Here is a 25,447-nt window from a genome sequence, read left to right as displayed (position 1 = left end):
GCCATGACTGACCAGCAGCAGACCCCCGACACCGCCGCGCCGGACGAGAACGCCGACCTCGCGGCGCTGCCCACCTCTGCCGAGCGCGAGGCCGCGATCGACGCCGAGATCGCGGCGAAGCTCCCGCCCCAGCCCACCGGTGGGGAGAAGCAGCTGCCGCTGGTCTTCGAGGCGCCGAAGGGCCGGGGCAAGCCGCCGGCCCACCTGGCCGACCTCGACCCGGCCGGCCGCAAGAAGCTGCTGGAGGACAACGGCCTGCCCGGCTTCCGCGCCAAGCAGCTCTCGACCCACTACTTCGCCCGGCTCGTGGACGACCCGGCGCAGATGACCGACCTGCCGGCCGGTCAGCGCGACCAGCTGGTCTCCACGCTGCTGCCCTCGCTCATGACCGAGCTGCGGACCCAGACCGCCGACAAGGGCACCACCCGCAAGACGCTGTGGCGGCTCTTCGACGGGGCGCTGGTCGAGTCCGTCCTCATGCGTTACCCCGGCCGCACCACCATGTGCGTCTCCTCCCAGGCCGGCTGCGGCATGGCCTGCCCGTTCTGCGCCACGGGCCAGGGCGGCCTGCAGCGCAACATGTCCACCGCCGAGATCGTCGAGCAGGTCATGGCCGGCGCGCGCAGCCTCGAGCGCGGCGAGGTGCCCGGTGGCCCCGGCCGCGTCAACAACGTCGTGTTCATGGGCATGGGCGAGCCGCTGGCCAACTACAAGGCCGTCGTCGGTGCCGTCCGCCGGCTCACCGACCCGGCGCCCGACGGGCTCGGCATGTCGGCCCGCGGCGTCACCGTCTCCACCGTCGGCCTGGTGCCCCGCATCCGCCAGCTCAAGGACGAGAACGTGCCGGTCACGCTCGCGCTGAGCCTGCACGCCCCCGACGACGAGCTGCGCAACGAGCTCGTGCCGATCAACACCCGCTTCTCGGTCGCCGAGACCGTCCAGGCGGCGTGGGAGTACGCCCAGGCCACCAAGCGCCGCGTCTCCATCGAGTACGCCATGATGGCCGGCATCAACGACCAGGCGTGGCGCGCCGACCTGCTGGCCGACGTCCTCTACGGCGAGACCGGTGAGCGCGACTGGGGCTGGGTGCACGTCAACCTCATCCCGCTCAACCCCACGCCCGGCTCGAAGTGGACGGCCTCGGACCCCCAGGACGAGGCCGAGTTCGTGCGTCGTCTCGAGGCACGCGGCATCCCCGCGACCGTCCGCGACACCCGCGGCCAGGAGATCGACGGCGCCTGCGGCCAGCTCGCCGCCTCGGAGGCCTGAGCCGCGTGCCGCTGGACCTGGGCCGCGTCGCCGCCGAGAGCGCCGCGTGGACCTGGTACCCGGACGACGCCCGGGTCGTCGAGACGGACGAGCACCTGCTCGTCGCCTACCCGGACTGGTTCCACGAGCCGCTCCAGCTGCTTCGGCTGCACACCTCGCGCCCGGTCGCGGGCGTGCTCGAGGAGGTCCTGGACGCTGCGCGCGACCTCGCCGCCGGTCGCCCGGCGCTCACCCACCTGGCCGTGCAGGCGCGGATGGACGCGCCCGCCGACCTCGTGCCGGAGCTGCGGCGCCGCGGTGCCGAGGTGGCCGAGACGCTCGACGTGCTGGCCGCCGACCTGTCCGGGTGCTCCTCGGGCGGTGCCGCCGACCTGGGGGAGTGGCCCGGGGTCACCGTCTCCTGGGTGGACGACCTGCCCACCGCCCGGGACTTCGGCGTGGTCGAGGCGTCCGTGTTCGGCGGTGAGGTGCCCGACCCGGCCGACACCGCGCGCGCCGAGCGGTCGCTGGCCGAGGCCCGGGCCGAGCTGGCCACGGGTGCCGGGCAGCTCGTCGCCTACCTGGAGGGGCGCGCCGTCGGCGTGGCGGGCCTGGCCCGGGGCTCGGCGACCGCGCGGCTCTGGGGCGGCGGCGTGCTCGAGGACGCACGCGGGCGTGGCGTCTACCGGGCGTTGCTCGCGTCCCGGCTCGATCGGGGCGTGCTGCTGGGAGCGGACCTGGCCCTGGTGAAGGGACGGGTCGAGACCTCGGCCCCCATCCTGCGCCGCGCGGGCTTCGAGGTCGTCGGTCGCGAGGAGACGCTGCGCCTGCCGCTGTGACCGCCGGCTCCGTGCTCGGGTTCGGACGCTGTTCACCCACCCGACGGCGACATCGCCCCGAGAGGTAGACCCCTGGTCGGCCACGGCTCGGAACCTGAGGGCCATGAGCACGCTGACGGCGTCCGTCACCCCCTCGTCCCCGCACGACACCCCGCGCGACTCGGCACGAGACACCCTGCGCGTCCTGCCCCGCACCGGCGGGCAGGAGCGGCTGCGGGTGCTGGTGGTCACCGAGTCGTTCCTGCCGGCGGTGAACGGGGTGACCAACTCGGTGCGTCGGGTGCTCGAGCACCTCGCCGAGGAGGGTCACGTCGCCGAGCTGGTCGCCCCCAGCGGGCCGGCCACCTACTGCGGCTTCCCGGTCACGCAGGCGTTCTCCACGCCGCTGCCGTGGTACCCGAACTTCCGTCTCGGGCTGGAGACGCGGCGGCGGCTGCGGCAGGTCATGCTGCGCTTCCGCCCCGACGTCGTGCACATCGCCTCGCCCGCCACCCTGGGGCACCAGGCGGCCCTGGCGGCGGCGCAGTGCGGGGTCCCGTCCGTGGCGATCTACCAGACCGACATGGTCAGCTTCGCCGACCGCTACGTCCCCGGTGCGGGTGGGCGGGCGATGGCCGCGCTGACCCGCCGCATCCACACCCGCGTCGACCGGACGCTGGCGCCCTCGACGGCCTCGCTCACCCAGCTCGAGGCCCTGGACGTCCCCGAGACCTACCGGTGGCCCCGGGGCGTCGACGCCGTCTCCTTCCACCCCCGGCACCGGGACGAGGCGTGGCGCCGCGACCTCGCCCCCGACGGCCGCGCCCTGGTCGGCTACGTCGGTCGGCTGGCCGCGGAGAAGGAGCTGGACCTGCTGGTCGCGCTGCACGCGGACCCGCGCCTGCGGCTGTTGGTCGTCGGCGGGGGACCGGACGAGGAGCGGCTGCGCGCGATGCTGCCCGACGCCCACTTCCTCGGGGTGCTGCACGGCGCCGACCTCAGCCGGGCCCACGCGAGCCTCGACGTGTTCGTGCACACCGGGCGCCACGAGACCTACTGCCAGTCCGCGCAGGAGGCGCTGGCCTCGGGCGTCCCGGTGGTGGCGCCCCGCGAGGGCGGCCCCGTGGACGTCGTCCCCGACGGCGTCGGCGGCCTGCTCTTCACCCCCGGCGACGCCACGGCGCTGGCGGCTCACGTGGGGCGCCTCCTCGACGACCCCGACCTGCGACGGCGCATGGGTCGCCAGGCCCGGACGGCCGTGGAGGGCCGGACCTGGCGCGCGGTCAACGAGGCGCTCGTCGGGCACTACCGGGCCGTCGTCGGCGCCCGTGCCGCGGCCGAGCGTCGCTCCCGCAGCGCCGTGTGACCCTGCTGGTCAGTCGGTGAGGAGCGCGGCCGCCTCCTCGACGGTGTCCACGAGGTGCACGTGCTGCTCCATCGCTCGGCCGCGGGCGAGGGCGGAGAGCAGGGGCCAGGCGGGGATCTCCTCGGTCCAGTAGCGCTCGCCCACCAGCACCATCGGGGCGACGGAGTCCTCGTCCGCGTAGTAGTTCTCGCAGGCGTCCTGGAAGATCTCCTGCACGGTGCCCCCGGCGCCGGGCAGGAAGACGATCCCCGCGTCGCAGACCTCCAGCAGGATCGCCTCGCGGGTGGCGTTGCGGAAGTACTTGGCGATCGCGGTGGCGAACAGGTTCGGCGGCTCGTGCCCGTAGTGCCAGGTCGGGATGCCCAGCGTGCCCGCCTCGGGCGGTGCCGGTGCGTCGGCCAGCACGTCGCGGGCGGTCATGGCCCACGCGTCGATGGACGGCCGGTACGAGGGGACGACGGCCAGGTGCTCGATCGCGGCGGCCAGCGCGTCCTCGCCGGCCGCGCGGCCCCCACCGCCCAGCCGAGCGCCCAGGTTCGCGGCCTCCATCGCCCCGGGACCACCGCCGGTGGTCACCGACAGCGCGGGCCGGCCGGCGCTGGCCGGTGCGGTGGCCAGCAGCAGGCCGAGCCGGGCGGCGTCGGCGTAGGAGGAGTCACCGCGGGTGGCCTGGTGGCCGCCCATGAGACCCACCAGCGAGCGGCCCTCGCGCCAGCGGCCCAGCGCGAGGTCGATCGCGTGGTCGTGCAGGGCCCGGGCGAGCGTGGGCGGGGTGGTGGAGTCCTCGGGCAGGATCGCCGGGTCCGCCTCCTGGCTCCACGCGTAGGCGCGGCCGTCGAGGCTGCCGGCCCAGGTGGGGGCGTCGAAGAGCTCCTCGGCGGAGTAGAGGTGGCCGCGGTAGCAGTCGACCGGCACGTCGGGCAGCGCCGGCAGGACGAGGGCGCCGCCGGCGTCCACCGCCTCGGCGTCGCCCTCGGCGAACGTGTACCCCAGGAACGTGGCGCCGGAGACGTCGGCCCGCCGCAGGCGATGGCCGACGTGGCGCAGGTCGAGGCCGCGCAGCCGCCAGCCGGAGAGGGTGCGGGCGCCGCGGTCCAGGCGCCGCTCGAGCTCGGCGGTGGAGGTGACGTCGACGGTGCGGCCGCGGGTGTGTCTCACGGGGCAGGACCCTAGCCGCGCGGCGCCCACCCTCCCGGGCGCGCCGGTGGCTCAGCCGATGCCTCAGCCGATGCGGACGGACAGGCAGGTGACGCAGCCCTCGAGCTTCTCCAGCTCGGAGATGTCGACCGAGACGACCGCGAGGCCGCGACCCTCCAGCAGGGCCCGGGTGCGTGACGCGGCCGCGGACAGGAGCACCGTGTCGGTGCCGAGGCAGACCACGCACGCCCCCTCGGCCTCGGGGGCCGCGACGAGCCCCGGCCAGGAGGCGGGGTCGTCGATGCCCGCCTCCCAGCCGAGGAACGTCCCGTCCGGCAGGGCCGTGAGGGTGGACTTCAGGTGCAGCACCTTGCTGAGCGGCACGCCCACCAGGTCGGCGCCCTCGTCCGCGAGGTGGCGCCGCATCTGCTCCAGCGCCCCGTGACTGGTGCGGGTGGTCAGCCCGACCCACAGCCTCCCGCCGGCGGCCAGGACGTCGCCACCCTCGAGCGCGTCCGGGCCCTCGATCCGCGCGATCCGGTAGCCGAGGTCGCGCAGCGTGGCCTCGGTGCCCGAGGTCTCCGGACGCCGGGCCAGGTTGCCGGGCCGGCAGATGATCGCCGTGTCCCCGTGGACGACCGCCGTGTCCTCCACGAAGACCGCGTCCGGGCAGGCGTCGGCCGGCGCGACCTCGACCGTGCGCCACCCGTGCCCGCGCAGCGCCGCCACGTAGCCGTCCCACTGCGCGCGCGCCAGGTCGAGGTCGATGTCGGTGCGCGCCCGACGGGTGACGATGCCGTCGGCCAGGAGAGGTCCGGGACGTCGTACCAGCGCGAGCTTCGGCATGGGACGGAGGGTAGCGGGGCCCGGCGACTAGAACGCGTGCGCCATGAGGTCGTCGAACAGGTCGTGCTCGTCGACCTCCAGCCCCTTGGCCGCGAACCACCGCGCCATGTTCGTGCAGTCGCGCATGAGGAAGTCGAAGCCGGCAGGGTTGGCGACCAGGTCGACGACCTGTGGCAGGTCGATGATGACCAGCCGCTCGCCGGCGACCAGCGCGTTGTAGGGGGAGAGGTCGCCGTGCACGAGCCCGGCGCCGACCATCGCGGCCATCGCCTCGCGCAGCTGCTCCCACCATCCCTCCAGGAGCGCGCGGTCGCCGCGGGCGGCCTGGAGCCGGGGCGCGGTCTCGGGGCCGTCCTCGCCCTCGACGGTGATCCACTCCATGAGCAGCTCGGTGCCGTCGACCTGGACGGGGTAGGGGACCGGCAAGCCGAGGCCGTGCAGCCGGACGAGGGCGTCCCACTCCGCCATGGCCCACTGGCCGGCGGCCACCGCGCGCCCGTGCGAGGTCTTCTTCGCCAGGGCGCGCATGTCGCGCGTGTTCCGCACCCGGCGGCCCTCGGTGTACGTCGAGGCCCGCTGGAAGGAGCGGTGGTCGGAGTCCCGGTACCGCTTGGCGACCAGGACGACGGACTCGCCGAGCGCGTCCGAGCCGGGCACGGCGCGCTCCAGCAGGAACGCGTCCGCCTCCTTGCCGGTCTTGAGGACGCCGAGGTCGGTGTCGACGGCCGCCTGGGAGGTGACCACCCAGTCCGGCCGGGGCTCGGGGCCGCGGCAGGTCGGCTCGACGGCCAGCCAGGTGGAGAACCGCTGGCCCTCGGCGAGGTCGTCGCAGGCGTGGAAGTCGAAGACGAACGCCGGGTCGATGCCGGGGTCGATACCGGGGTCGATACCGGGGTCGATGCCGGAGTCGGTGCCGGGTTCGGTGCCGATCGGTCGGTCGGCGGTGTCCCCGGGGTCGGGGGTCAGGTCAGGGAAGTCGTCCCAGGAGTGGGAGGGAGTGCTCAACGCAGGTGCTCTTTCGAGAGGAGGTGGTCTGGCTCGTGGGCAGGCCGGAGACAGTCATCGACATGTCACGCTCCTCTCGACGGCGGGCGGCACGGCGCGCACCCGGTGGCCTCAGCGTGGGGCACCCCGGGTGCGGGCCGCAACGGGTTTATCCGCGCAGCCGCACCGACAGGCAGGTCACGCAGCCCTCGAGCTTCTCGAACTCGGAGACGTCGACCGCCACCACGCGCAGGCCGCGCTCCTCCAGCAGCGCCCGGGTGCGCGGTGCGGAGGTCGCCATGAGCACCGTGCCGGCGTCCAGGCAGACGACGTGCGCGCCCGGCTCCTCGGGCACCGAGAGGTAGTGCTCCCAGACGTCGGCGTCGTCGACCACCGGGTCCCACCCGAGCACGGTGCCGTCGGGCAGTGCCGTGACGGCCGACTTCAGGTGCAGCACCTTCGCCAGCGGCACCGGGACGACGTGCGCGCCCTCGCGGAGCAGGTGCTCCCCGAGCTGGGCGGCACCGCCGGCCGTGGTGCGGCCGCCGAGGCCCACCCACACGGTGCCGTCGTGCTTGAGCACGTCGCCGCCGTCCAGCGTGTGCGGGGCGTCGATGCAGGCCACGTCGTAGCCGAGGTCGCGCAGGGCGGACTCGGTGGCGGCGGTCTCGGGCCGGCGCGCGGGGTGCCCGGGCCGGGCGATCACGGCGGTGGTGCCGTAGACGACCACGGTGTCCTCGACGAAGACCGCGTCCGGGCAGGAGTCCGCGGCGTCGACCTCGATGGTGTCCCAGCCCTCGGCGCGCAGCGCCGCGACGTAGCCGTCCCACTGCGCGCGGGCCAGGTCGAGGTCGACCGGCGTGCGCTCGAGGTGGGTGACGATGCCGTCGGCGAGCAGCGGACCGGGGCGGCGCACGAGCGCGAGCTTCCTCATGGGAGGCAACCTAGAGCAGCTCGGTGGTGGAGGTGGGGTCAGCCGAGCAGCGGCGCGACGAGGCGGGCGGCCAGGGAGGGCCGGCCGGTGAGCCGCTCCTCGGCGTCGGCCAGCGTCATGGCCCGCAGGCCGGCGTTGACCCCGAGCCAGCGCAGCGGCTCCGGCTCCCAGGCCGGGGAGCGGTGGCCCACCCAGGGCAGGTGCACCAGGTCGGTGTGGTGGTCGAGGACGAGGTCGCGCAGCGTGCGGCCCGCGAGGTTGGTCGTCGACAGCCCGTCACCCACGTAGCCGCCCGCGTGCGCGAGGCCGGTGGTGCGGTCCAGGCCGACCGAGGCGCACCAGTCGCGGGGGATGCCGAGCGGACCGCCCCAGGCGTGGGTGACGCGGTGCCCGCGCAGCACCGGGAACATCTCCACGAGCGTGGCCCACAGCCGCTGGTGCGTGCGCTCGTCGACGTCGTGCCGGGGGTCGATCCGCGAGCGCAGGTGATAGGGCGCGCCGCGGCCGCCGAAGACGAGCCGGTCGTCGGCGGTGCGCTGGCCGTAGACGATGAGGTGGCGGTGGTCGGTGAACGTCTCGCGGCGGGCCAGGCCGATCTCGGCCCACACCTCGGCGGGCAGCGGCTCGGTCGCGATTACCAGCGAGTAGACGGGGATGACGGCGCGCCGGCTGCCCGGCAGCGTCGCGCTCCAGGCCTCGGTGGCACGCACCACCACCTCGGCGCGCACGCGGCCGTGCGGGGTGCGGGCCGCTCCGGGCTCGATCGCGGTGACCTCGGTGCCCTCGTGGACGGTCCCGCCCCGCGCCTCGACCGCGTGGGCCAGGCCCCGGGTCAGGCGGACGGGGTGCACCGCGGCGCAGTCGGGCGTCCAGGTGCCGCCCAGGGTGCCGGTGGCGGCCAGCACCCCGCGGGCGGCGTCTGCGTCGAGGAACGCCAGCTCCGCCTCGTCCCGGCCCCAGGTGCGGGCGTGGGCGACCTCGGCGCGCGCCCGGGCCAGCTGGGCGGGGGAGCGGGCCAGGTCGATGGTGCCGCCCTTGGCGGCCCGGGCGTCGATGCCCTCGGCCTCCGCGACCCGCAGCACCTCGTCGACGGTGTCGCGCATGGCGCGGTGCTGGGCGAGGGCCGCCTCGCGGCTGTGGTCGGCGGCCAGCGTGTCGAGGGAGGCGGGGAAGAGCGCGGAGCACCAGCCGCCGTTGCGCCCCGAGGCGCCGAACCCGACCTCCTCCTTCTCCAGCACGACCACGCGCAGGGTGGGGTCGGCCTCCAGGAGGTAGTAGGCGGTCCACAGCCCGGTGAGGCCGCCGCCGACGATCGCGACGTCGGCGTCGGTGTCCCCGGGCAGGGCCGGTCGCCGCAGGACGGGGCGGGGCGGCGCGTCCTCGGCGGTGTCGTGCCACAGGGAGACGCCGGGCCGCAGCCCGGCGGAGCCCCCGCGGGGGTCGGTCACCGCACTCCCCAGGAGTAGGTCTGCTTGCGCAGCTGGAGGTACATGAACGTCTCGGTGCCGGTGACGCCCTCGATCGCGCGGATCTGGCCGGAGATGAGGGCCAGCAGCGCCTCGTCGCTCTCGGCCACGACCTCGGCGAGGAGGTCGTAGGTGCCGGCGGTGATGACGACGTAGTCGACCGCGTCGATCGCCGCCAGGGCGTCGGCGACGGGCTCGAGCGGCCCGGCGCACCGGATGCCGACCATGGCCTGGCGCGCGAAGCCGAGCTCCATGGGGTCGGTGACCGCCACGACCTGCATGACGCCGGCCTCGGTCAGCCGCTGCACCCGCTGGCGCACGGCGGCCTCGGAGAGCCCGACGACCTTGCCGATGGCGGCGTAGGAGCGGCGTCCGTCCTGCTGGAGCTGCTCGATGATCGCCTTGGAGACGTCGTCCATGACGACGTGCTTCTCGGCCTTCTCGCTGGTGCGCTTGTCTCGACTCATCGGCCCGGAGTCTTCCAGCGGCACGCCACCCCTGTCCACGAGTTGCCTACTGATCTCGTTGCGATTGTGTTTCCTATCGACGGTTTCCCTTGTTGTGCAGCGCCAGCACTGCCAGGATCGCCACTCAGTCGGGGTCGAGATCTATGATTCCGTAGCCAGATGTGGCCCAGGCCACATCATCACGGCCGGGAGAAGCCCGGCGGACCGCAGCGACCAACGCCCCTCACGGAGGACACAGTGGACACTGACCGGATGCGCATGCAGATGCTGGCCGAGGCCCTGCGGGCCGGAGGCCCCCGCGCCGGCCGCGGCATCGGCCGGCGGAACTTCCTGCGTGGTGCCGGCGTCGGCGCCCTCGCGCTGGGCGCCCCCTCGCTGCTCGCGGCCTGCGGCACGCAGTCCCAGGTGCAGTCCGAAGAGACCTGTGGCTCCACCGACCTCTCCGACACCGAGAAGACGCTGATCTTCTCGAACTGGCCCGAGTACATCGACGTCAAGGGCAAGCGGATGCCGACGCTCGAGGGCTTCGAGACCGAGTCGGGCATCACCGTCACGTACAACACCGACGTCAACGACAACAACGAGTTCTTCGGCAAGGTCAAGGACCAGCTCGGCGCCTGCGAGCCGATCGGTCGCGACATCATCACGATGACCGACTGGATGGCCGCCCGGATGATCGGGCTGGGCTGGATGCAGGAGCTCGACAAGGACAACATGCCCAACGTGGTGTCCAACCTGAAGACGGACCTCCAGTCGCCCACGTGGGACCCCGACCGCACCTACTCCGTGCCGTGGCAGTCCGGCCTGACGGGCATCGCCTACAACGCCAAGTACACCGGCGAGGTCTCCTCCTTCGAGGAGCTGATGACCCGCACCGACCTCAAGGGCAAGGTCTCGCTGCTCTCCGAGATGGGCGACACCATGCTGTTCATGCTGCTGCTCGAGGGGGCGAACCCCGAGGACTTCACCGACGAGCAGTGGTCCGCGGCCATCGGCCGGCTCGAGGGCTACGTCGGCAGCGGCCAGATCCGCCGCTTCACCGGCAACGACTACATCCGCGACCTCAACGCGGGCAACGTGGTGGCCTGCGAGGCCTGGTCCGGCGACGTCATCGCCATGCAGTACGACAACCCCGACATCAAGTGGGTCGTGCCCGAGGAGGGCCTGTCGCTGTGGAGCGACAACATGATGGTGCCCAACAAGGCCGACCACAAGGCGAACGCCGAGGCCCTGATGGACTACTACTACCAGCCCGAGGTCGCCGCGACCCTGGCCGCGTGGGTCAACTACATCTGCCCCGTCGAGGGCGCCCAGGAGGCCATGGAGAAGGTCGACCCGTCGCTGGTCGACAACGAGCTGATCTTCCCGTCCGAGGACTTCCTGAAGAACGCCTACGGCTTCATGGAGCTGGACGAGACGACCCGCCAGGCCTACGACAAGGACTTCGCGCAGGTGATCGGGGCGTGAGCGCCGCGGCCCCCGCCGGCGCCGCGCCCACCGAGGGCACCAGCGCCGGCACCGACCTGGTGCTCCGTGGCCTGCGCAAGTCCTACGGCTCGTTCACCGCCGTCCACGACCTCGACCTGGTCGTGCCCTCGGGCTCGTTCTTCGCGCTGCTCGGCCCCTCGGGCTGCGGCAAGACCACGACCCTGCGGATGGTCGCCGGCCTCGAGGAGCCGACGTCGGGCCAGATCATGCTCGGCGGCTCCGACGTGAGCCGGCTCAAGCCCTACAAGCGCCCGGTCAACACCGTCTTCCAGTCCTACGCGCTGTTCCCGCACCTGAGCATCGCGGAGAACGTCGCCTTCGGGCTCAAGCGCCGCGGCAAGAAGAAGGTGGACGCCGAGGTGGCGGCGATGCTGGAGCTGGTCGAGCTCTCGGACCTGGCCAAGCGTCGCCCCGCCCAGCTCTCCGGCGGCCAGCAGCAGCGCGTGGCGCTGGCCCGCGCGCTCATCAACCGGCCCCAGGTGCTGCTGCTCGACGAGCCGCTCGGCGCCCTCGACCTCAAGCTGCGCCGCCAGATGCAGCTGGAGCTCAAGCACATCCAGACCGAGGTCGGCCTCACGTTCGTGCACGTCACCCACGACCAGGAGGAGGCCATGACCATGGCCGACACCGTCGCGGTGATGAACAAGGGCCGCATCGAGCAGATGGGCGCCCCCGAGGACCTGTACGAGAACCCCGCCACCACCTTCGTGGCGAACTTCCTCGGCCAGTCCAACCTGGTCGCCGGCTCCGTGGTCGAGGGCGGTGGCGAGACCGTCGCCCTCGACGTGCAGGGCACCCGGCTGACCGCGCCCCGCGCGCGCCTGGCCACCGACGCGCCGCAGGTGTGGGTCGGGGTCCGCCCGGAGAAGATCACCCTGACCCGGGCCGGGTCGCCCGCCCCGTCCGCCGCCGCGGGCAACCTGCTGGCCGGTGGCGTCGTGACCGACATCAGCTTCGTCGGCGTGAGCACCCAGTACGTGGTGCGCATGCCCTGGGGTCAGGAGCTCTCGGTGTTCCTGCAGAACACCGGCGCGCACGAGCGACTGGTCGTGGGCGACGCCGTGGACCTGCACTGGTCGCCGGACCACACCTTCTGCCTCGACGCCTCCCAGGACGCCCGCGCGGGCGTGGAGGAGGACGAGTCGTGAGCGCGGCCTCCCACCTGCCCGGCGGGGGAGCGAGCGCGGCCTCGGACGACGCGCCCCGCAAGCGCGGCCTCGGCGGCTACCTCCTGCTCTCGCCCGGTGGCCTGTGGCTGGTCGTGTTCTTCGTCGTCCCGACCGTCACGCTCGTCGCCACCAGCCTGTACGACCCCTCGGGGTCGCTGCAGCTGGGCTACGCGATGACCTGGCACTGGCAGAACTACACCGACGCGGTCGTCGACTACGGCCCGCAGCTGCTGCGCTCGCTGCAGTACGCCGTGATCGCCACGATCGCCTGCGTGCTCATGGGCTACCCGCTGGCCTACGCCATCGCGTTCAAGGGCGGCCGGTTCAAGAACCTCATGCTGGTCGCCGTCATCGCGCCGTTCTTCACCAGCTTCCTGGTGCGGACGCTGTCGTGGCAGTACATCCTCGGCGACAACGAGGCCGTGGTCTCGCTGCTGCGCTGGCTGCACGTGCTCGGCCCGGAGGGTCACCTGCTCGCCACCCCGTTCGCAGTGATCACCGGTCTGACCTACAACTTCCTGCCGTTCCTGGTGCTGCCGCTCTACGCCTCGCTGGAGAAGGTCGACCGACGGCTGCTCGAGGCGGCCTCGGACCTGTACGCCTCACCGTTCACGGCGTTCCGCAAGGTCACGCTGCCCCTGTCGATGCCGGGCCTCGTGGCCGGCACGCTGCTGACGTTCATCCCGGCCGCCGGTGACTACATCAACTCCGAGCTGCTGGGCAACCCGACCACGCGCATGGTCGGCAACGAGATCCAGGACCTGTTCGCGGCCGGTGACTACCCCACGGCCTCGTCGCTGTCGGTGATCCTCATGGCCGCCATCGTCCTGCTCGTCGCGATCTACGTGCGGCGGGCCGGCACCGAGGAGCTCGTGTGAGCACTGCAACCCCTTCCGCCACCGCCACCGCCCCGCGGTCCGCCGGCAGCCGGTTCACCCGCTGGCTCGGCGACAACGTCGTGCTCCTCGTCGGCCTGCTGGTGCTGCTGTACATGTTCACGCCGGTCTTCGTCGTGATCCTGATGTCGTTCAACGACCCGGCCGCACGCAACTCCTACAGCTTCGACGGGTTCACCCTCGACAACTGGACCAACATCTGCGGCCCGCTCGGCATGTGCGAGGCGCTGCGCGTCAGCATCGAGATCGGCGTGCTCGCCACGCTGGTCGCGACGCTGCTGGGCACGCTGATGGCCTTCGCGATGGTGCGGCACCGCTTCCGGGGCCGGGCCGCGGCCAACATCGTCATCTTCCTGCCGATGGCCACCCCCGAGGTCGTGATGGGCTCCTCGCTGCTGGCCCTGTTCGTCAACGGCGGCGTCTCCGGCCTGCTGGGCTTCTGGACGATCCTCATCGCCCACATCATGTTCTGCCTGTCGTTCGTGGTGGTGACCGTCAAGGCGCGGCTCGCCGGTCTCGACCCGCGGCTGGAGCAGGCGGCGATGGACCTCTACGCCAACGAGTGGCAGACCTTCTGGCGGATCAGCTTCCCGCTGGTCTTCCCGGGCATCCTGGCCGCGGCGCTGCTGTCGTTCTCGCTGTCCTTCGACGACTTCATCATCACGAACCTCAACGCGGGCCAGGAGGTCACGTTCCCGATGTTCGTGTGGGGTGCGGCCCAACGCGGCATCCCGGCCCAGATCAACGTGGTCGGCACGATCATGTTCCTCATCGCCCTCGCGGCCGTGGTCGCCGGCGACGTGCTGGCGCGGCGTCGCGCGGGTCGATGAGCCGGCGCGCCGGTCGCCTCGGTCGTCACGGTCATCGGGATGGTGGCGGGGCGGCCGCGGGCTCGCTCGCGGACGCCGCCCCGCTGCCGTTCTGGCTCGACGACCCGGCTCGCCCCGAGGCGCTCGCGCCGCTGGTGGGGGAGACCGAGGCCGACCTCGTGGTGGTCGGCGGCGGCTACACCGGCCTGTGGACCGCGCTGCTGGCCCGGGAACGGCACCCGGGTCGCTCCGTGGTGCTGCTCGAGGCCGGACGCTGCGGGGACGAGGCGTCCGGCCGCAACGGCGGCTTCGCCTCGGCCTCGCTGACCCACGGGTTCGGCAACGGCCTGGAGCGCTGGCCCGACGAGCTGGCGACCCTCGACCGGCTCGGCGCCGAGAACCTCGCCGACATGGGCGCCGACATCGCCCGGCACGGCATCGACTGCGACTTCTCCCTCGTCGGGGAGCTCACGGTGGCCACCCGACCGCACCACGTCGAGGAGCTGGCGGAGCTGCACGACGCCATGACCTCCCACGGGGCCTCCGGCACGCTGCTGTCGGCCGAGGAGACCCGGGCGATGGTCGACTCGCCGACCTACCTGGGTGCCCTGCACGAGCCCGACGGCACCGCCCTCGTCGAGCCCGCCCGGCTGGCGTGGGGGCTGCGGCAGGCGTGCCTCGACGCCGGCGTGGTCATCCACGAGCAGACCAAGGCGGTCTCGCTGGAACGGCGGGGTGCCGGCGTCCACGTGGGGACCTCTGCCTCCGGGTCCGGCGTGACCGGCGGCGTCCGCGCCTGGTCCGTGGTGCTGGCGACCAACGCCTTCCCCTCGCTGCTGCGTCGCCTCGACCTCATGACCGTGCCCGTCTACGACCACGTGCTGATGACCGAGCCGCTCACGCCCGAGCAGAAGGCCGCCATCGGCTGGGAGGGGCGGCAGGGCATCGGGGACGCCGCCAACCAGTTCCACTACTACCGGCTCACCCGCGACGACCGCATCCTGTGGGGCGGCTACGACGCCGTCTACCACTACGGCTCGCGGATCGCCCCCGAGCTGGAGCAGCGCGAGGCGACGCACCGGATGCTCGCCGAGCACTTCTTCGAGACCTTCCCCCAGCTGGAAGGGCTGCGGTTCACCCACCGCTGGGGCGGCGTGATCGACACCTGCACCCGGTTCAACGCCTTCTACGGCACCGCGCTGGGCGGTCGGGTCTCGTACGCGCTCGGGTTCACCGGCCTGGGCGTCGCGGCCACCCGCTTCGCCGGCCTGGTCGTCCTGGACCTCCTCGACGGCGCCGACACCGAGCGGACCCGCCTGCGGATGGTGCGCGAGAAGCCGCTGCCGTTCCCGCCCGAGCCGCTGCGTGCCCTGGGCATCAACCTCACCCGCTGGTCCCTCGACCACGCCGACACCCACGCCGGCCGGCGCAACCTGTGGCTGCGTGGCCTCGACCGCGCGGGCCTGGGCTTCGACTCCTGACCCCGCCGAGGCGGGGAGACGCGGACGGGCCCGGCCCATCGTGGCGGATGGACCGGGCCCGTGCCGGGGAGCCTGGAGAGGCTCAGAGCATCGCGGACGCCTTCTCGAGGACGACGCGGAGCACCTGCTCCATGTCGTCGAACTCGGCCTGGCCGCAGATCAGCGGCGGGGAGAGCTGGATGACCGGGTCGCCACGGTCGTCGGCGCGGCAGTAGAGGCCCTGGTTGAACAGCTCCTTGGAGACGAACCCGTAGAGGATGCGCTCGGACTCCTCGGCGGTGAAGGACTCCTTGGTGGCCTGGTCCTTGACGAGCTCGATGCCGTAGAAGAACCCGTCACCACGGACGTCGCCGACGATCGGCAGGTCGCGCAGCTTCTCCAGGGTGGCGCGGAAGGCGTCGCGGTTGTCGCGCACGTGCTCCAGGACGTTCTCCTCCTCGAACAGCTGCAGGTTGCGCAGGCCGACGGCCGCGGAGACCGGGTGGCCGCCGAAGGTGTAGCCGTGCAGGAACGACTCGGTCCCCTGCAGGAACGGCTCCATCAGCCGGTCGGAGGCGATCATCGCGCCGAGCGGGGAGTAGCCGGAGGTGAGGCCCTTGGCCGAGGTGATGATGTCGGGCTGGTAGCCGAAGCGCTCGGCGCCGAACATGTGGCCCAGGCGGCCGTAGGCGCAGATGACCTCGTCGGAGACCAGCAGCACGTCGTGCTCGTCGCAGATCTCGCGCACCCGCTCCCAGTAGCCCGGGGGCGGCGGGAAGCAGCCGCCGGCGTTCTGCACGGGCTCGAGGAAGACGGCCGCGACGGTCTCGGCGCCCTCGTTCTCGATCGCGATGCCCACCTGGTCGGCCGCCCACCGGCCGAACGCCTCCGGGTCGGAGCCGTCCATGAGGCCGGCGGTGATCTCGTGGGCGCGGTAGACGTTGGTGTTCGGCACCCGGAAGGTGGACGGCACCAGCGGCTCGAACGGGGCCTTGAGGCCCGGCAGCCCGGTGATCGAGAGCGCCCCCTGGGTGGTGCCGTGGTAGGCGACGGCTCGGCTGATCACCTTGTGCTTCATCGGCTTGCCGGTGAGCTTGAAGTAGTTCTTGGCGAGCTTCCAGGCCGACTCGACCGCCTCGCCGCCACCGCTGGTGAAGAAGACGCGGTTCAGGTCGCCCGGGGCGTAGCCGGCCACCTTCTCGGCCAGCTCGATCGCGGCCGGGTGGGCGTAGGACCACAGCGGGTGGAAGGCCAGCTGCTTGGCCTGCTCGGCAGCGGCGTCGGCCAGCTCCGTGCGGCCGTGGCCCAGCTGGTTCACGAACAGGCCGGCCAGGCCGTCCAGGTACTTCCGCCCGTGGCTGTCGTAGATGTAGGCGCCCTCGCCGCGGACGATCACGGGCACGTCCTCGGTCGCGTACCGACCGTGCTGCGTGAAGTGCATCCACAGGTGGTCCTTGGCGGCGCGCTGGAGGTGCTCGTAGTCCGTCATGGGCCCATCGTGGCGGAGGGGTCGGGCGCAAGGCAAGCCCTGGGCGACGAAATCCGTCGCCATGGCGACAAATGGGTGCGGATTCGGTTGTGACGAATGCGTTACGCGGAGGTTATGGCTGACGCGCCTCTCGTGCCGGAGCCCGGCGCGCTGGTAGGAACGGGGCATGACGAGCACCCTGTTCACCGGCGGTCGCGTGTTCGACGGTCATCGCTACCGCGGCGCCGCCGACGTCCTCGTGGTCGACGGGCGGGTGGCGGTCGTCGCCGCTCCCGGCGAGGTCGGCGCCAGCGGTGACGTGGCGGTGGTGGACGCCGGCGGCGCGCTGCTCCTGCCCGGCTTCACCGACGCCCACGTGCACGCCGTGCAGGGCGGCCTCGAGCGCATCCGCTGCGACCTCTCGGAGGCCTCGACGGCGGCGGAGTACCAGCGCGTGGTCGGTGACTACGCCCTCGCCCACCCCGAGGCGGCCTGGGTGCAGGGCGGCGGCTGGGCGATGAGCGCGTTCCCCGGAGGCGCTCCGACCGCCGACCTGCTCGACGCCGTCGTGCCCGACCGGCCCGTCTTCCTGCCCAACCGCGACCACCACGGCGCCTGGGTCAACAGCCGCGCCCTGGCGCTGGCCGGGATCGACGAGCGCACGCCCGACCCGGCCGACGGGCGCATCGAGCGCGACCCGCAGGGTCGCCCCACCGGCACCCTGCACGAGGGCGCGATGCACCTCGTCTCGCGCTTGCTGCCGCCCACGCACGCCGGCGAGCACGACGCCGCGCTCGCCGAGGCGCAGCGCTACCTGCACTCCGTCGGGGTCACCGGCTGGCAGGACGCCATCGTCGGCGCCTACGCGGGCATGGACGACCCGGGGCCGGCCTACGTCCGGGCCGCTCGCGCCGGCACGCTCACCGCGGACGTCGTCGGGGCCCTGTGGTGGGACCGCGAGCGCGGCCTCGAGCAGCTGCCCGACCTGCTCGCGCTGCGGGCCGCCTACACGGTGGGCCGGTTCCGGGCGACGAGCGTGAAGGTCATGCAGGACGGCGTCGCCGAGAACGGCACCGCCGCCATGCTCGAGCCCTACCTCGACCGCTGCGGCCACCCGACGTCCGGGTCGGGGCACTCCTTCGTGGACCCGCACGTGCTCCGCACGGCCGTGCCGGTGCTGGCCGCCGCCGGGTTCCAGGTGCACGTGCACGCCATCGGTGACCGCGGGGTGCGCGAGGCCCTGGACGCCTTCGAGTCCCTGGACGAGGCGGGGCGGTCGCTGCGCCACCACCTGGCGCACCTGCAGGTGGTGCACCCCCAGGACGTGCCGCGTTTCGCCGCCCTCGGGCTGACGGCCAACATGCAGACCCTCTGGGCCTGCCTGGACGAGCAGATGGCCGAGCTGACGATCCCCTTCCTCGGGCCCGAGCGGTCGGCCTGGCAGTACCCGTTCGGCGACCTGCACCGGGCGGGTGCGGCGCTGGCGGCCGGCTCCGACTGGCCGGTCTCCACCCCGGACCCCCTCGCGGCGCTGCACGTGGCCGTCAACCGCGTCGAGCACGGTGCCGACGGGCCGGCCGGCCACGAGCCCTTCCTGCCGGAGCAGGCGCTGCCCCTGGAGGTGGCCCTGGCCGCCTACACCTCCGGCAGCGCCGGCCTCAACGGGCGGCACGACGCCGGTCGGCTCGCGCCCGGGGCGGTGGCGGACCTCGTCCTGCTGGACCGCGACGTGTGCGCCGGCCCCGTCGAGGAGGTCGGCGCGGCCGGGGTGGTCGGCACCTGGGTGGCCGGCGAGCAGGTGCACGGCGCGACCTGATCGCGACCGTGATGGGGTCGGCGCAACGGATTCCGTGTGACACGGCGGTTACAACTACTGATCCGGTTGTCGAATCCGTTGTCGGCGGGCCGATACATCCCTAGGCTGCGGCGCATGGCCGACACGACCTTCTCCAACGTCATCAACGGCGAGCTGGTGCCCGCCGCCTCCGGCGAGACCTACGACGTCATCGACCCCACCACGGGCGGCGTGTACGCGCAGGCCCCGATGTCGGGCACCGAGGACGTCGACCGGGCCTACGCGGCGGCCGACGCGGCGTTCGAGGGCTGGGGCTGGGAGACCACCCCGCAGGACCGCGCCCGCGCGCTGCTCAAGCTGGCCGACGCGATCGAGGAGCGGGCCGAGGAGATCGCCCGGGTCGAGTGCGCCGACACCGGCAAGCCGTTCCAGCTGACCATGGACGAGGAGATGGGCTACGCCCACGACCACTTCCGGTTCTTCGCGGGCGCCGCGCGCATCCTGGAGGGCCGCTCGGCCGGGGAGTACATGACCGACCACACCTCGTTCGTGCGGCGCGAGCCGATCGGCGTCGTGGGCCAGGTGACGCCCTGGAACTACCCGCTCATGATGATGATCTGGAAGATCGCGCCCGCGCTGGCGGCCGGCAACACGATCGTGCTCAAGCCCAGCGACACCACGCCCGCCTCGTCCACCCTGCTGGCCGAGATCGCGCAGGAGTTCCTGCCGCCGGGCGTGCTGAACGTCGTGTGCGGCGACCGCGACACCGGCCGGGCGCTGGTCTCGCACCCCACCCCGCAGATGGTGGCCATCACCGGCTCCGTGCGCGCCGGCATGCAGGTCGCCGAGGCCGCCTCGTCCGACCTGAAGAAGGTCCACCTCGAGCTCGGCGGCAAGGCGCCCGTCATCGTCTTCGACGACGCGGACGTGGCCAGGACCGCCGAGGGGATCGCCGGCGCCGGGCTGTTCAACGCCGGCCAGGACTGCACGGCCGCGACCCGCGTCCTGGCCGCCCCCGGCATCCACGACGACCTCGTGGCCGCCCTGGCCGAGGCCGCGCAGGGGATGCCGACCGGTCGCCCCGACGAGGAGGGCGTCTACTACGGGCCCCTGAACAACGCCAACCAGCTGGCGCACGTGTCCGGCATGGTCGACCGCCTGCCGGACCACGCCGAGATCGTCACCGGCGGCGCCCGCAAGTACGACGAGGGCTACTTCTACGAGCCCACCGTCGTCTCGGGGCTGCGGCAGGACGACGAGCAGGTGCAGAACGAGATCTTCGGGCCGGTGATGACCGTGCAGAAGTTCTCCGACGAGGCCGAGGCGCTGCGCTGGGCCAACGACTCCAAGTACGGGCTGGCCTCCTCGGTGTGGACCGCCGACCACGGCCGGGCCATGCGCGTCTCGCGGCGTCTCGACTTCGGGGCGGTGTGGATCAACACCCACATCCCGTTCCTCTCCGAGATGCCCCACGGCGGGTTCAAGCACTCGGGCTACGGCAAGGACCTGTCCATGTACGGGTTCGAGGACTACACGCGCGTCAAGCACGTCATGAGCTACATCGGCGAGTAGGGGGTACCGGCGGTGGACGGGCTCCGCCCCGAGAGGGAGCCCGCCCCGGGGGGAGCGGGGGCCGAGCGGACGCTCAGCCCTGGAGCCCGTCCACCGTCATCTCTCCCGCGTCGAGGCGCAGCAGCATCTCCCGCACGGCCGCCGAGTCGTAGCGGCCGCTGGCCCGGGCGTCGAGCAGCGCCTCGCGCTGGTCGTCGATGATCGCCTGCCGCACCCGCCGGTACTCGGTGATCCGGCGGTGCCGGTCGGCCTCGTCGTCGCCCGCCCACAGCGTGTAGCGCTCGGGGTGGGAGGCCTCGCGGGCCTGGTCGAGCACCAACCACTCCACCTGGCGGCCGTCGAGACCGTTCGCGGCGATGTCGCCGGTGGTGGAGTCGGCCACCCCCGCGAGCAGCTCGGCCAGCGACGTGCCGTGCTCGCGGCGCACGTCGCGGCGGTCCACGCGCGCCCCCAGCCTCGTGACCAGCCAGGAGAGCGTCCCGCCCTGGAGGACGAGGGTGGCGACCGCCAGGGCGAACGCGGTGAGCACCAGCAGCGGCCGGTGGGCCGTGCCGGCGGGGATCGTCTGCGCGGCCGCCAGCGTGACGGCGCCGCGCAGGCCCGCCCAGAACAGCACCCCGCCGTCGCGCTTGCGCAGCTGCTCGTCGGCGTAGAAGCGCAGGTCGGCCTCCCGGCGCTCCAGCTCGGTACGGACCCGCGAGGCACGCCGCTCGGCCGCCGCGGGGTCGTGCCGGCGGGTGACCGTGCGCTCCAGGCGTCCCTGCCAGTGACGGCGGACGGCCTCGGTGCGGGCGCGTCCGCGGGCGTGCTCGGTGCCCGCGCGCGCCACCAGCGTGGCCACGAACGCCGCCCGCACGCCCCACAGCACCAGGAGGCAGCAGCCGCCGACCAGCGCCACGTCGACCCACGTGCGCGAGTCGGCGCGGAAGTCCTCCACCAGGCCCCGCGTCTGCAGGCCCATCAGCAGGAACACGGCGCCCTCGAGCAGGAACGAGACCGAGTGCCAGTTGGTCGACTCGGCGCGGCGGACGGCGGCGGGCAGCTCGTGCACGCGGCGGGCGCTGACCACCAGGCCGGCGACCACGGCGGCGACCAGGCCGGACGCGCCGGCCTCCTCGGCGGGGAAGAACGCGAGGTACGGCACCACGAACGAGGTCGCGACGTTGAGCGTGTCGTCGGCGATCCGGCTGCGCACCTGCAGCGTCAGCCGGCCCACGACCGCGCCGACCAGCACGGCGACGACCAGCGACCGCAGCAGGTCGCCCGCCACGCCGCCCACCGTGAGCGCTCCGCCGGCGACGGCCGAGCGCAGCAGCACCAGGGCGGTGGCGTCGTTGAGCAGGCCCTCGCCGTCCAGCACCGTGACCACGCGCGGGGCGACCCCGGCCTCCTTGACGATCGAGGTGGCCACCGCGTCCGTCGGGCTGATCACGGCGCCCAGGGCCATGCCGGCCGCGAAGCCCACGCCGGGCACGAGGGCCGAGACCACGAGCCCGCAGAGCAGGGCGCTGACCACCACGACGACCACGGAGAGCCAGGTGATCGAGCGCAGCTCGCGGCGGAAGTCGAGGGTCGGCATGTTCACCGCCGAGGCGTAGAGCAGCGGCGGCAGGATGCCGGCGAGCACCAGCTCGGGGTCGACCTCGACCACGTCGACGCCGGGCGCGTAGCTGAGCGCCACGCCGCCGGCGACCAGCGCCAGGGGAGCGGCCACCCCGATGCGCGGGGCCAGGGCGCTGACGGCGACGAGGACGACGAAGCAGACGATCATCAGGCCGGGTGTCACGTCCTCGATGATGCCGGGTCGGCGGGCACGTCCACCGGGCTGCCAGGATGTGGCCGTGAGCAGCGCGACACCGTCCCCCTCCGACTCCCCGACGAGCGGAGCCACGCCGCCCGAGCGGCGCGACGTGGTGGTCCTCGGCTCGACCGGCTCCATCGGGACGCAGGCGCTGGACCTCGTCCGCGCCAACCCCGACCGGTTCCGGGTCGTCGGCCTGACCGCGGGCGGGTCGCACCCGGACCTGTTCGCCGCCCAGGTCGAGGAGTTCGCCCCCGCGTTCAGCGGGCTGGGGGAGTCCGCCTCGGTGGAGGCCGCGGCACAGGAGTGCGACGTCGTCCTCAACGGCATCACCGGCGCCGTGGGGCTGCGCCCGACGCTGGCGGCGCTGGACGCCGGCAACACGCTCGCGCTGGCGAACAAGGAGTCGCTGATCATCGGCGGTCCGCTGGTCAAGGAGCGGGCGCGGCCGGGGCAGATCGTGCCGGTCGACTCCGAGCACTCGGCCATCGCGCAGTCGCTGCGGGCGGGCTCGGCGGCCGAGGTGCGGCGCCTGGTGGTGACCGCGTCGGGCGGCCCGTTCCGCGGCCGCACCCGCGAGCAGCTCGCCGAGGTCACCCCGGCGCAGGCGCTGGCGCACCCGAACTTCGCGATGGGCACCGTCATCACCACGAACTCGGCGACGCTGGTGAACAAGGGCCTGGAGGTGATCGAGGCGCACCTGCTCTTCGACGTGCCGTTCGAGGCCATCGACGTGGTGGTGCACCCGCAGCAGTACATCCACTCGATGGTCGAGTTCACCGACGGTGCCGTCGTCGCCCAGATCGGGCTGCCGACCATGCTCGTGCCGATCGCGCTCGGCCTGGGCTGGCCCGACCGGGTGCCCGACGCCGAGACTCCCGTCGACTGGACCAAGGCCGCCGACTGGCGCTTCGAGCCGCTGGACGAGGAGGCCTTCCCCGCCGTCCGCCTGGCCCGCGAGGCCGGCGTCGCGGGCGGCACCGCCCCTGCCGTCTACAACGCGGCCAACGAGGAGTGCGTGGCCGCGTTCCACGGCGGACGCCTCTCGTTCCCGCAGATCGTGGACGTGGTGGCCGATGTTCTTGCCACGCACGACGTACGCTCGAACAGGCCTTCCCTCGACGACGTCCTCGCGGCCGACGCGTGGGCCCGTGGGGAGGCACGCACCCGGATCGAGAAGAACCACGGAGCCGCTTGATGACCGCCCTGCTCTACACCCTCGGGGTGGTCGTGTTCGTGCTCTCGATCCTGGTCTCGATCGGGTTGCACGAGCTGGGCCACCTCACGCCCGCCAAGCTCTTCGGCTGCAAGGTCAGCCAGTACTTCATCGGCTTCGGGCCCACGGTCTGGAGCAAGCGGATCGGGGAGACCGAGTACGGCCTCAAGGCGATCCCGCTCGGTGGCTACGTCAAGATCGTCGGGATGCTGCCGCCCGGGGCCTCCGACGACCTCGGTGACCACCTGGCCGGCGGCGAGAGCATCGAGACGCTGCCGTCGGGCGAGACCGCGGTGAAGGTGCGCAAGTCCAACACCGGCATGTTCACCCAGCTGATCTCCGACGCCCGCGCCGCCGAGTGGGAGCTCGTGCAGCCCGAGGACGTCGACCGGCTCTTCTACCGCCTGCCGTGGTGGAAGAAGGTCGTGGTGATGGCCGGCGGTCCCACGGTCAACGTGCTCATCGCCTTCGTGCTGCTCCTGCTCGTCTTCTCCACCTACGGCCAGCGCACCTACGAGGTGGACGCCGGCGCCCCGACCGTCGAGACGGTCTCCGCGTGCGTCATCCCCTACGAGGACGGCTCGCGCGACTGCACCGCCTCCGACCCCGCCAGCCCCGCCGCCGAGGCGGGGCTGCTGCCCGGGGACACCATCACCGCCTTCAACGGCACCGCGATCACCTCGTGGGAGCAGCTGCGCACCCTGATCCGGGAGAACTCCGGCGGCGACGCCGTGATCACCTACGAGCGCGACGGCCGGACGCTGACCGGCGAGACCTCCACCACCGTGCAGGCGCGACCCACGTCGGTGACCGACGAGACCCTCACCCAGGTCGGCTTCCTCGGCATCACCCCGACCCAGCACCTGGTGGTCACCACCGGTGGCGTGCTGTTCACCCTCGACCAGATGGGCGGCATGGCCGTCGACGTGGTCCAGGCGATGGCGCACCTGCCGGTGAAGGTCTGGGGCGTCGCCAAGGCGATCGTGGGCATCGAGGACCGGGCCATCGACAGCCCGGTCTCGATCGTCGGCGGTGGCCGCATCGCCGGCGAGGTCTCCTCCGCGCAGACGATCCCGGTCGCCGACCGGCTCGCCTCGCTCGTGACGCTCGTGGCGCTGTTCAACTTCTTCATCGGGCTGTTCAACTTCATCCCGCTGCTGCCGCTGGACGGCGGGCACATCGCCTCCGCCCTGTGGGAGGGCCTGCGCCGCGGCCTCGCCCGGCTCCGCCGCCGTCCCGACCCCGGCTACGTGGACGCCGCCAAGCTGCTCCCGGTCGCCTACGTCGTCGGCTCGGCCATCCTCGTGATGGGGGTCGTCCTGATCGTCGGCGACATCGTCGCGCCGGTGCAGACGTCCCTCTGACCCTCCGCCTTCTCCTCGGCTGCCGCGGGACGTCATACATCTGAGGGGGACTGCGTCCGCTCCGTATGACGTCCGCGTGGTGACGGACGGGCGCGCGGGCCGGCAACCACCCACAGGAGGGCCGGTGCGCGCCGTCCTCCACAGGCCGCATCGATGGTCGGCCGTGACGGCGACATCGGTACCAGGGTCGGTGGCATGCACAGATGGCGCTTCGACGATCCCGTCCTGGCCCGAGCACGTGCGCTGGGTGAGGCACAGGGCGGAGCCCTCGGACGACGCCAGGCCTACTCGCTCGGGATGCCACGCTGGCTGATCGTTCGTGAGGTCAAGCAGGGTCGCTGGCGGCGGGTGACCAGCCAGGTGGTGGCGGTTCACTGCGGACCGATGACCGACGACGGCCACCGTTGGGCAGCGGTCTTGTCGGGCGGGCCCCGGGCGGTGCTCGATGGTGCCGCGTCGTTGCAGGCGTCCGGTCTCGAGAGATTCCGCTCCCCGTCGGTCCGGGTGTCGGTGCCTCGCGGCGCGCGCATCCGACGAACGCGCGCCTACGACATCCGCCAGACCCGGCGGTGGGCAGCCGGCGATGTCGCAGATGCGCCCGGGACGCCCCGCACCAGGCCGGCGGTGGCCGCGGTCCGTGCGGGGCTGTGGGCGCGCACCGACAAGGAGGCGTCGCTCGTGGTGACGATGGCCGTCCAGCAGTCGGTGGCCCGGGTCGAGGACGTCGCTCGGGAGCTGCTGCGCGTCCGACGCGACAAGCGGCGGCTCCTCCTGCACGCGCTGGTCAACGACCTGCTGGACGGCGTCCGTTCGCTCGGAGAGCTCGACGTGGCTCGCGAGCTGCGCAGACGCGGGCTGCCCGAGCCGTCGCGACAGCACCTGCGCCGGGACTCTCGCGGCCGCTACGTCCTCGACCTCTACTGGCCGGAGCTCGGCCTGGTGGTCGAGATCGACGGCATCCACCACCAGTGGGCAGAGAACGTCGTCGCCGATGCGTTGCGTCAGAACGCGCTGGCGCTCGCCGGCGACACCGTCCTGCGTCTCCCGTTGCTGGGTCTTCGCCTCGCTCCTGACGAGTTCTACGACCAGATCGCTCGGGCGATCGCCGACCGCCGACCCTTGGCCGCCTGACGCGACCGGAGA

At 73.0% G+C, this 25,447-nt stretch carries 21 protein-coding genes; 13 read left to right on the top strand and 8 right to left on the bottom strand.

Features of this window, described 5'->3' with window-relative positions; translation table 11 throughout:
- The first annotated feature begins 3 nt into the window (after window positions 1-3).
- The 3 genes from rlmN to M8330_RS04870 all read left to right on the top strand — a co-directional run bounded on the left by rlmN (window position 4) and on the right by M8330_RS04870 (window position 3,432).
- Window positions 4-1,269 (top strand): dual-specificity RNA methyltransferase RlmN, encoded by a 1,266-nt coding sequence (gene rlmN, locus M8330_RS04880; RefSeq protein ID WP_250826425.1) that lies wholly within the window; start codon window positions 4-6, stop codon window positions 1,267-1,269.
- A gap of 5 nt (window positions 1,270-1,274) precedes the next feature.
- A complete protein-coding gene (locus M8330_RS04875) occupies window positions 1,275-2,087 on the top strand; it encodes a GNAT family N-acetyltransferase (protein WP_250826424.1) in 813 nt (270 codons plus the stop codon).
- A 103-nt stretch (window positions 2,088-2,190) separates the two neighbouring features.
- Complete coding sequence (locus M8330_RS04870) at window positions 2,191-3,432, top strand: glycosyltransferase family 4 protein (RefSeq protein ID WP_250826423.1); 1,242 nt, start codon at window positions 2,191-2,193, stop codon at window positions 3,430-3,432.
- A gap of 9 nt (window positions 3,433-3,441) precedes the next feature.
- Here the strand turns inward: M8330_RS04870 and M8330_RS04865 are convergent, their stop codons facing one another.
- The 6 genes from M8330_RS04865 to M8330_RS04840 form a co-directional block, all read right to left on the bottom strand.
- A complete protein-coding gene (locus M8330_RS04865) occupies window positions 3,442-4,590 on the bottom strand; it encodes an LOG family protein (protein ID WP_250826422.1) in 1,149 nt (382 codons plus the stop codon).
- Window positions 4,591-4,653: 63 nt separating this feature from the next.
- Window positions 4,654-5,415 (bottom strand): dimethylargininase, encoded by a 762-nt coding sequence (gene ddaH / locus M8330_RS04860; protein ID WP_250826421.1) that lies wholly within the window; start codon window positions 5,413-5,415, stop codon window positions 4,654-4,656.
- Between the two features lie 27 nt (window positions 5,416-5,442).
- Window positions 5,443-6,420, bottom strand: a complete 978-nt coding sequence (locus tag M8330_RS04855) for a serine protein kinase RIO (RefSeq protein WP_250826420.1) — start codon at window positions 6,418-6,420, stop codon at window positions 5,443-5,445.
- A 148-nt stretch (window positions 6,421-6,568) separates the two neighbouring features.
- The gene (gene ddaH / locus M8330_RS04850) at window positions 6,569-7,333 is read right to left on the bottom strand and encodes a dimethylargininase (RefSeq protein WP_250826419.1); all 765 of its coding nucleotides are present in this window, start codon (window positions 7,331-7,333) and stop codon (window positions 6,569-6,571) included.
- A gap of 38 nt (window positions 7,334-7,371) precedes the next feature.
- Entirely contained in the window at window positions 7,372-8,781 is a 1,410-nt protein-coding gene (locus tag M8330_RS04845; RefSeq protein WP_250826418.1) for an NAD(P)/FAD-dependent oxidoreductase, read from the bottom strand.
- On the bottom strand, window positions 8,778-9,266 hold the full coding sequence (locus M8330_RS04840) for an Lrp/AsnC family transcriptional regulator (protein ID WP_250056603.1): 489 nt from the start codon (window positions 9,264-9,266) through the stop codon (window positions 8,778-8,780). Before M8330_RS04840 ends, M8330_RS04845 begins: the two co-directional genes overlap by 4 nt.
- Before the next feature lie 252 nt (window positions 9,267-9,518).
- Here M8330_RS04840 and M8330_RS04835 point away from each other — a divergent pair, with 252 nt between their 5' ends.
- The 5 genes from M8330_RS04835 to M8330_RS04815 are packed head-to-tail and all read left to right on the top strand — an operon-like array spanning window position 9,519 to window position 15,109.
- Window positions 9,519-10,733 (top strand): polyamine ABC transporter substrate-binding protein, encoded by a 1,215-nt coding sequence (locus M8330_RS04835; RefSeq protein ID WP_250826417.1) that lies wholly within the window; start codon window positions 9,519-9,521, stop codon window positions 10,731-10,733.
- Window positions 10,730-11,902: an ABC transporter ATP-binding protein gene (locus M8330_RS04830; protein WP_250826416.1), complete on the top strand. Its 1,173-nt coding sequence runs from the start codon at window positions 10,730-10,732 to the stop codon at window positions 11,900-11,902. The genes M8330_RS04835 and M8330_RS04830 overlap by 4 nt, the downstream gene beginning before the upstream one ends.
- Window positions 11,899-12,801 (top strand): ABC transporter permease, encoded by a 903-nt coding sequence (locus M8330_RS04825; RefSeq protein ID WP_250826415.1) that lies wholly within the window; start codon window positions 11,899-11,901, stop codon window positions 12,799-12,801. The genes M8330_RS04830 and M8330_RS04825 overlap by 4 nt, the downstream gene beginning before the upstream one ends.
- Window positions 12,798-13,649, top strand: a complete 852-nt coding sequence (locus M8330_RS04820) for an ABC transporter permease (protein WP_250826414.1) — start codon at window positions 12,798-12,800, stop codon at window positions 13,647-13,649. The genes M8330_RS04825 and M8330_RS04820 overlap by 4 nt, the downstream gene beginning before the upstream one ends.
- Complete coding sequence (locus M8330_RS04815) at window positions 13,646-15,109, top strand: NAD(P)/FAD-dependent oxidoreductase (RefSeq protein WP_250826413.1); 1,464 nt, start codon at window positions 13,646-13,648, stop codon at window positions 15,107-15,109. The genes M8330_RS04820 and M8330_RS04815 overlap by 4 nt, the downstream gene beginning before the upstream one ends.
- Window positions 15,110-15,191: 82 nt before the next feature.
- On the opposite strand, the gene M8330_RS04810 is transcribed toward M8330_RS04815, so the two are convergent.
- Window positions 15,192-16,577 carry an aspartate aminotransferase family protein gene (locus M8330_RS04810; protein ID WP_250826412.1) on the bottom strand — a complete coding sequence of 462 codons (1,386 nt, stop codon included), beginning with the start codon at window positions 16,575-16,577 and terminating at the stop codon, window positions 15,192-15,194.
- 166 nt (window positions 16,578-16,743) lie between these two features.
- Here M8330_RS04810 and M8330_RS04805 point away from each other — a divergent pair, with 166 nt between their 5' ends.
- Window positions 16,744-18,372 carry an amidohydrolase gene (locus M8330_RS04805; RefSeq protein WP_250826411.1) on the top strand — a complete coding sequence of 543 codons (1,629 nt, stop codon included), beginning with the start codon at window positions 16,744-16,746 and terminating at the stop codon, window positions 18,370-18,372.
- Window positions 18,373-18,486: 114 nt separating this feature from the next.
- On the top strand, window positions 18,487-19,923 hold the full coding sequence (locus M8330_RS04800) for a gamma-aminobutyraldehyde dehydrogenase (RefSeq protein WP_250056587.1): 1,437 nt from the start codon (window positions 18,487-18,489) through the stop codon (window positions 19,921-19,923).
- A gap of 73 nt (window positions 19,924-19,996) precedes the next feature.
- Here M8330_RS04800 and M8330_RS04795 read toward each other — a convergent pair whose 3' ends face one another.
- Window positions 19,997-21,709, bottom strand: coding sequence for a cation:proton antiporter (locus tag M8330_RS04795; protein WP_250826410.1), 1,713 nt, complete (start codon window positions 21,707-21,709; stop codon window positions 19,997-19,999).
- A 124-nt stretch (window positions 21,710-21,833) separates the two neighbouring features.
- Between M8330_RS04795 and dxr the strand changes: the two genes are divergently transcribed.
- The 3 genes from dxr to M8330_RS04780 all read left to right on the top strand — a co-directional run bounded on the left by dxr (window position 21,834) and on the right by M8330_RS04780 (window position 25,435).
- The gene (dxr, locus tag M8330_RS04790; protein ID WP_250056620.1) at window positions 21,834-22,922 is read left to right on the top strand and encodes a 1-deoxy-D-xylulose-5-phosphate reductoisomerase; all 1,089 of its coding nucleotides are present in this window, start codon (window positions 21,834-21,836) and stop codon (window positions 22,920-22,922) included.
- Entirely contained in the window at window positions 22,922-24,304 is a 1,383-nt protein-coding gene (locus M8330_RS04785; RefSeq protein WP_250056583.1) for a M50 family metallopeptidase, read from the top strand. The genes dxr and M8330_RS04785 overlap by 1 nt, the downstream gene beginning before the upstream one ends.
- 153 nt (window positions 24,305-24,457) lie before the next feature.
- The gene (locus M8330_RS04780) at window positions 24,458-25,435 is read left to right on the top strand and encodes an endonuclease domain-containing protein (RefSeq protein WP_250826409.1); all 978 of its coding nucleotides are present in this window, start codon (window positions 24,458-24,460) and stop codon (window positions 25,433-25,435) included.
- Window positions 25,436-25,447: the final 12 nt, after the last annotated feature.

Origin of the sequence: Nocardioides bruguierae (genome assembly GCF_023656415.1) — a bacterium.
Classification (GTDB): Bacteria; Actinomycetota; Actinomycetes; order Propionibacteriales; family Nocardioidaceae; genus Nocardioides; species Nocardioides bruguierae.
Note: the sequence above shows the minus strand (reverse complement) of the source record. Positions and strands in the feature narration are given on the sequence as shown.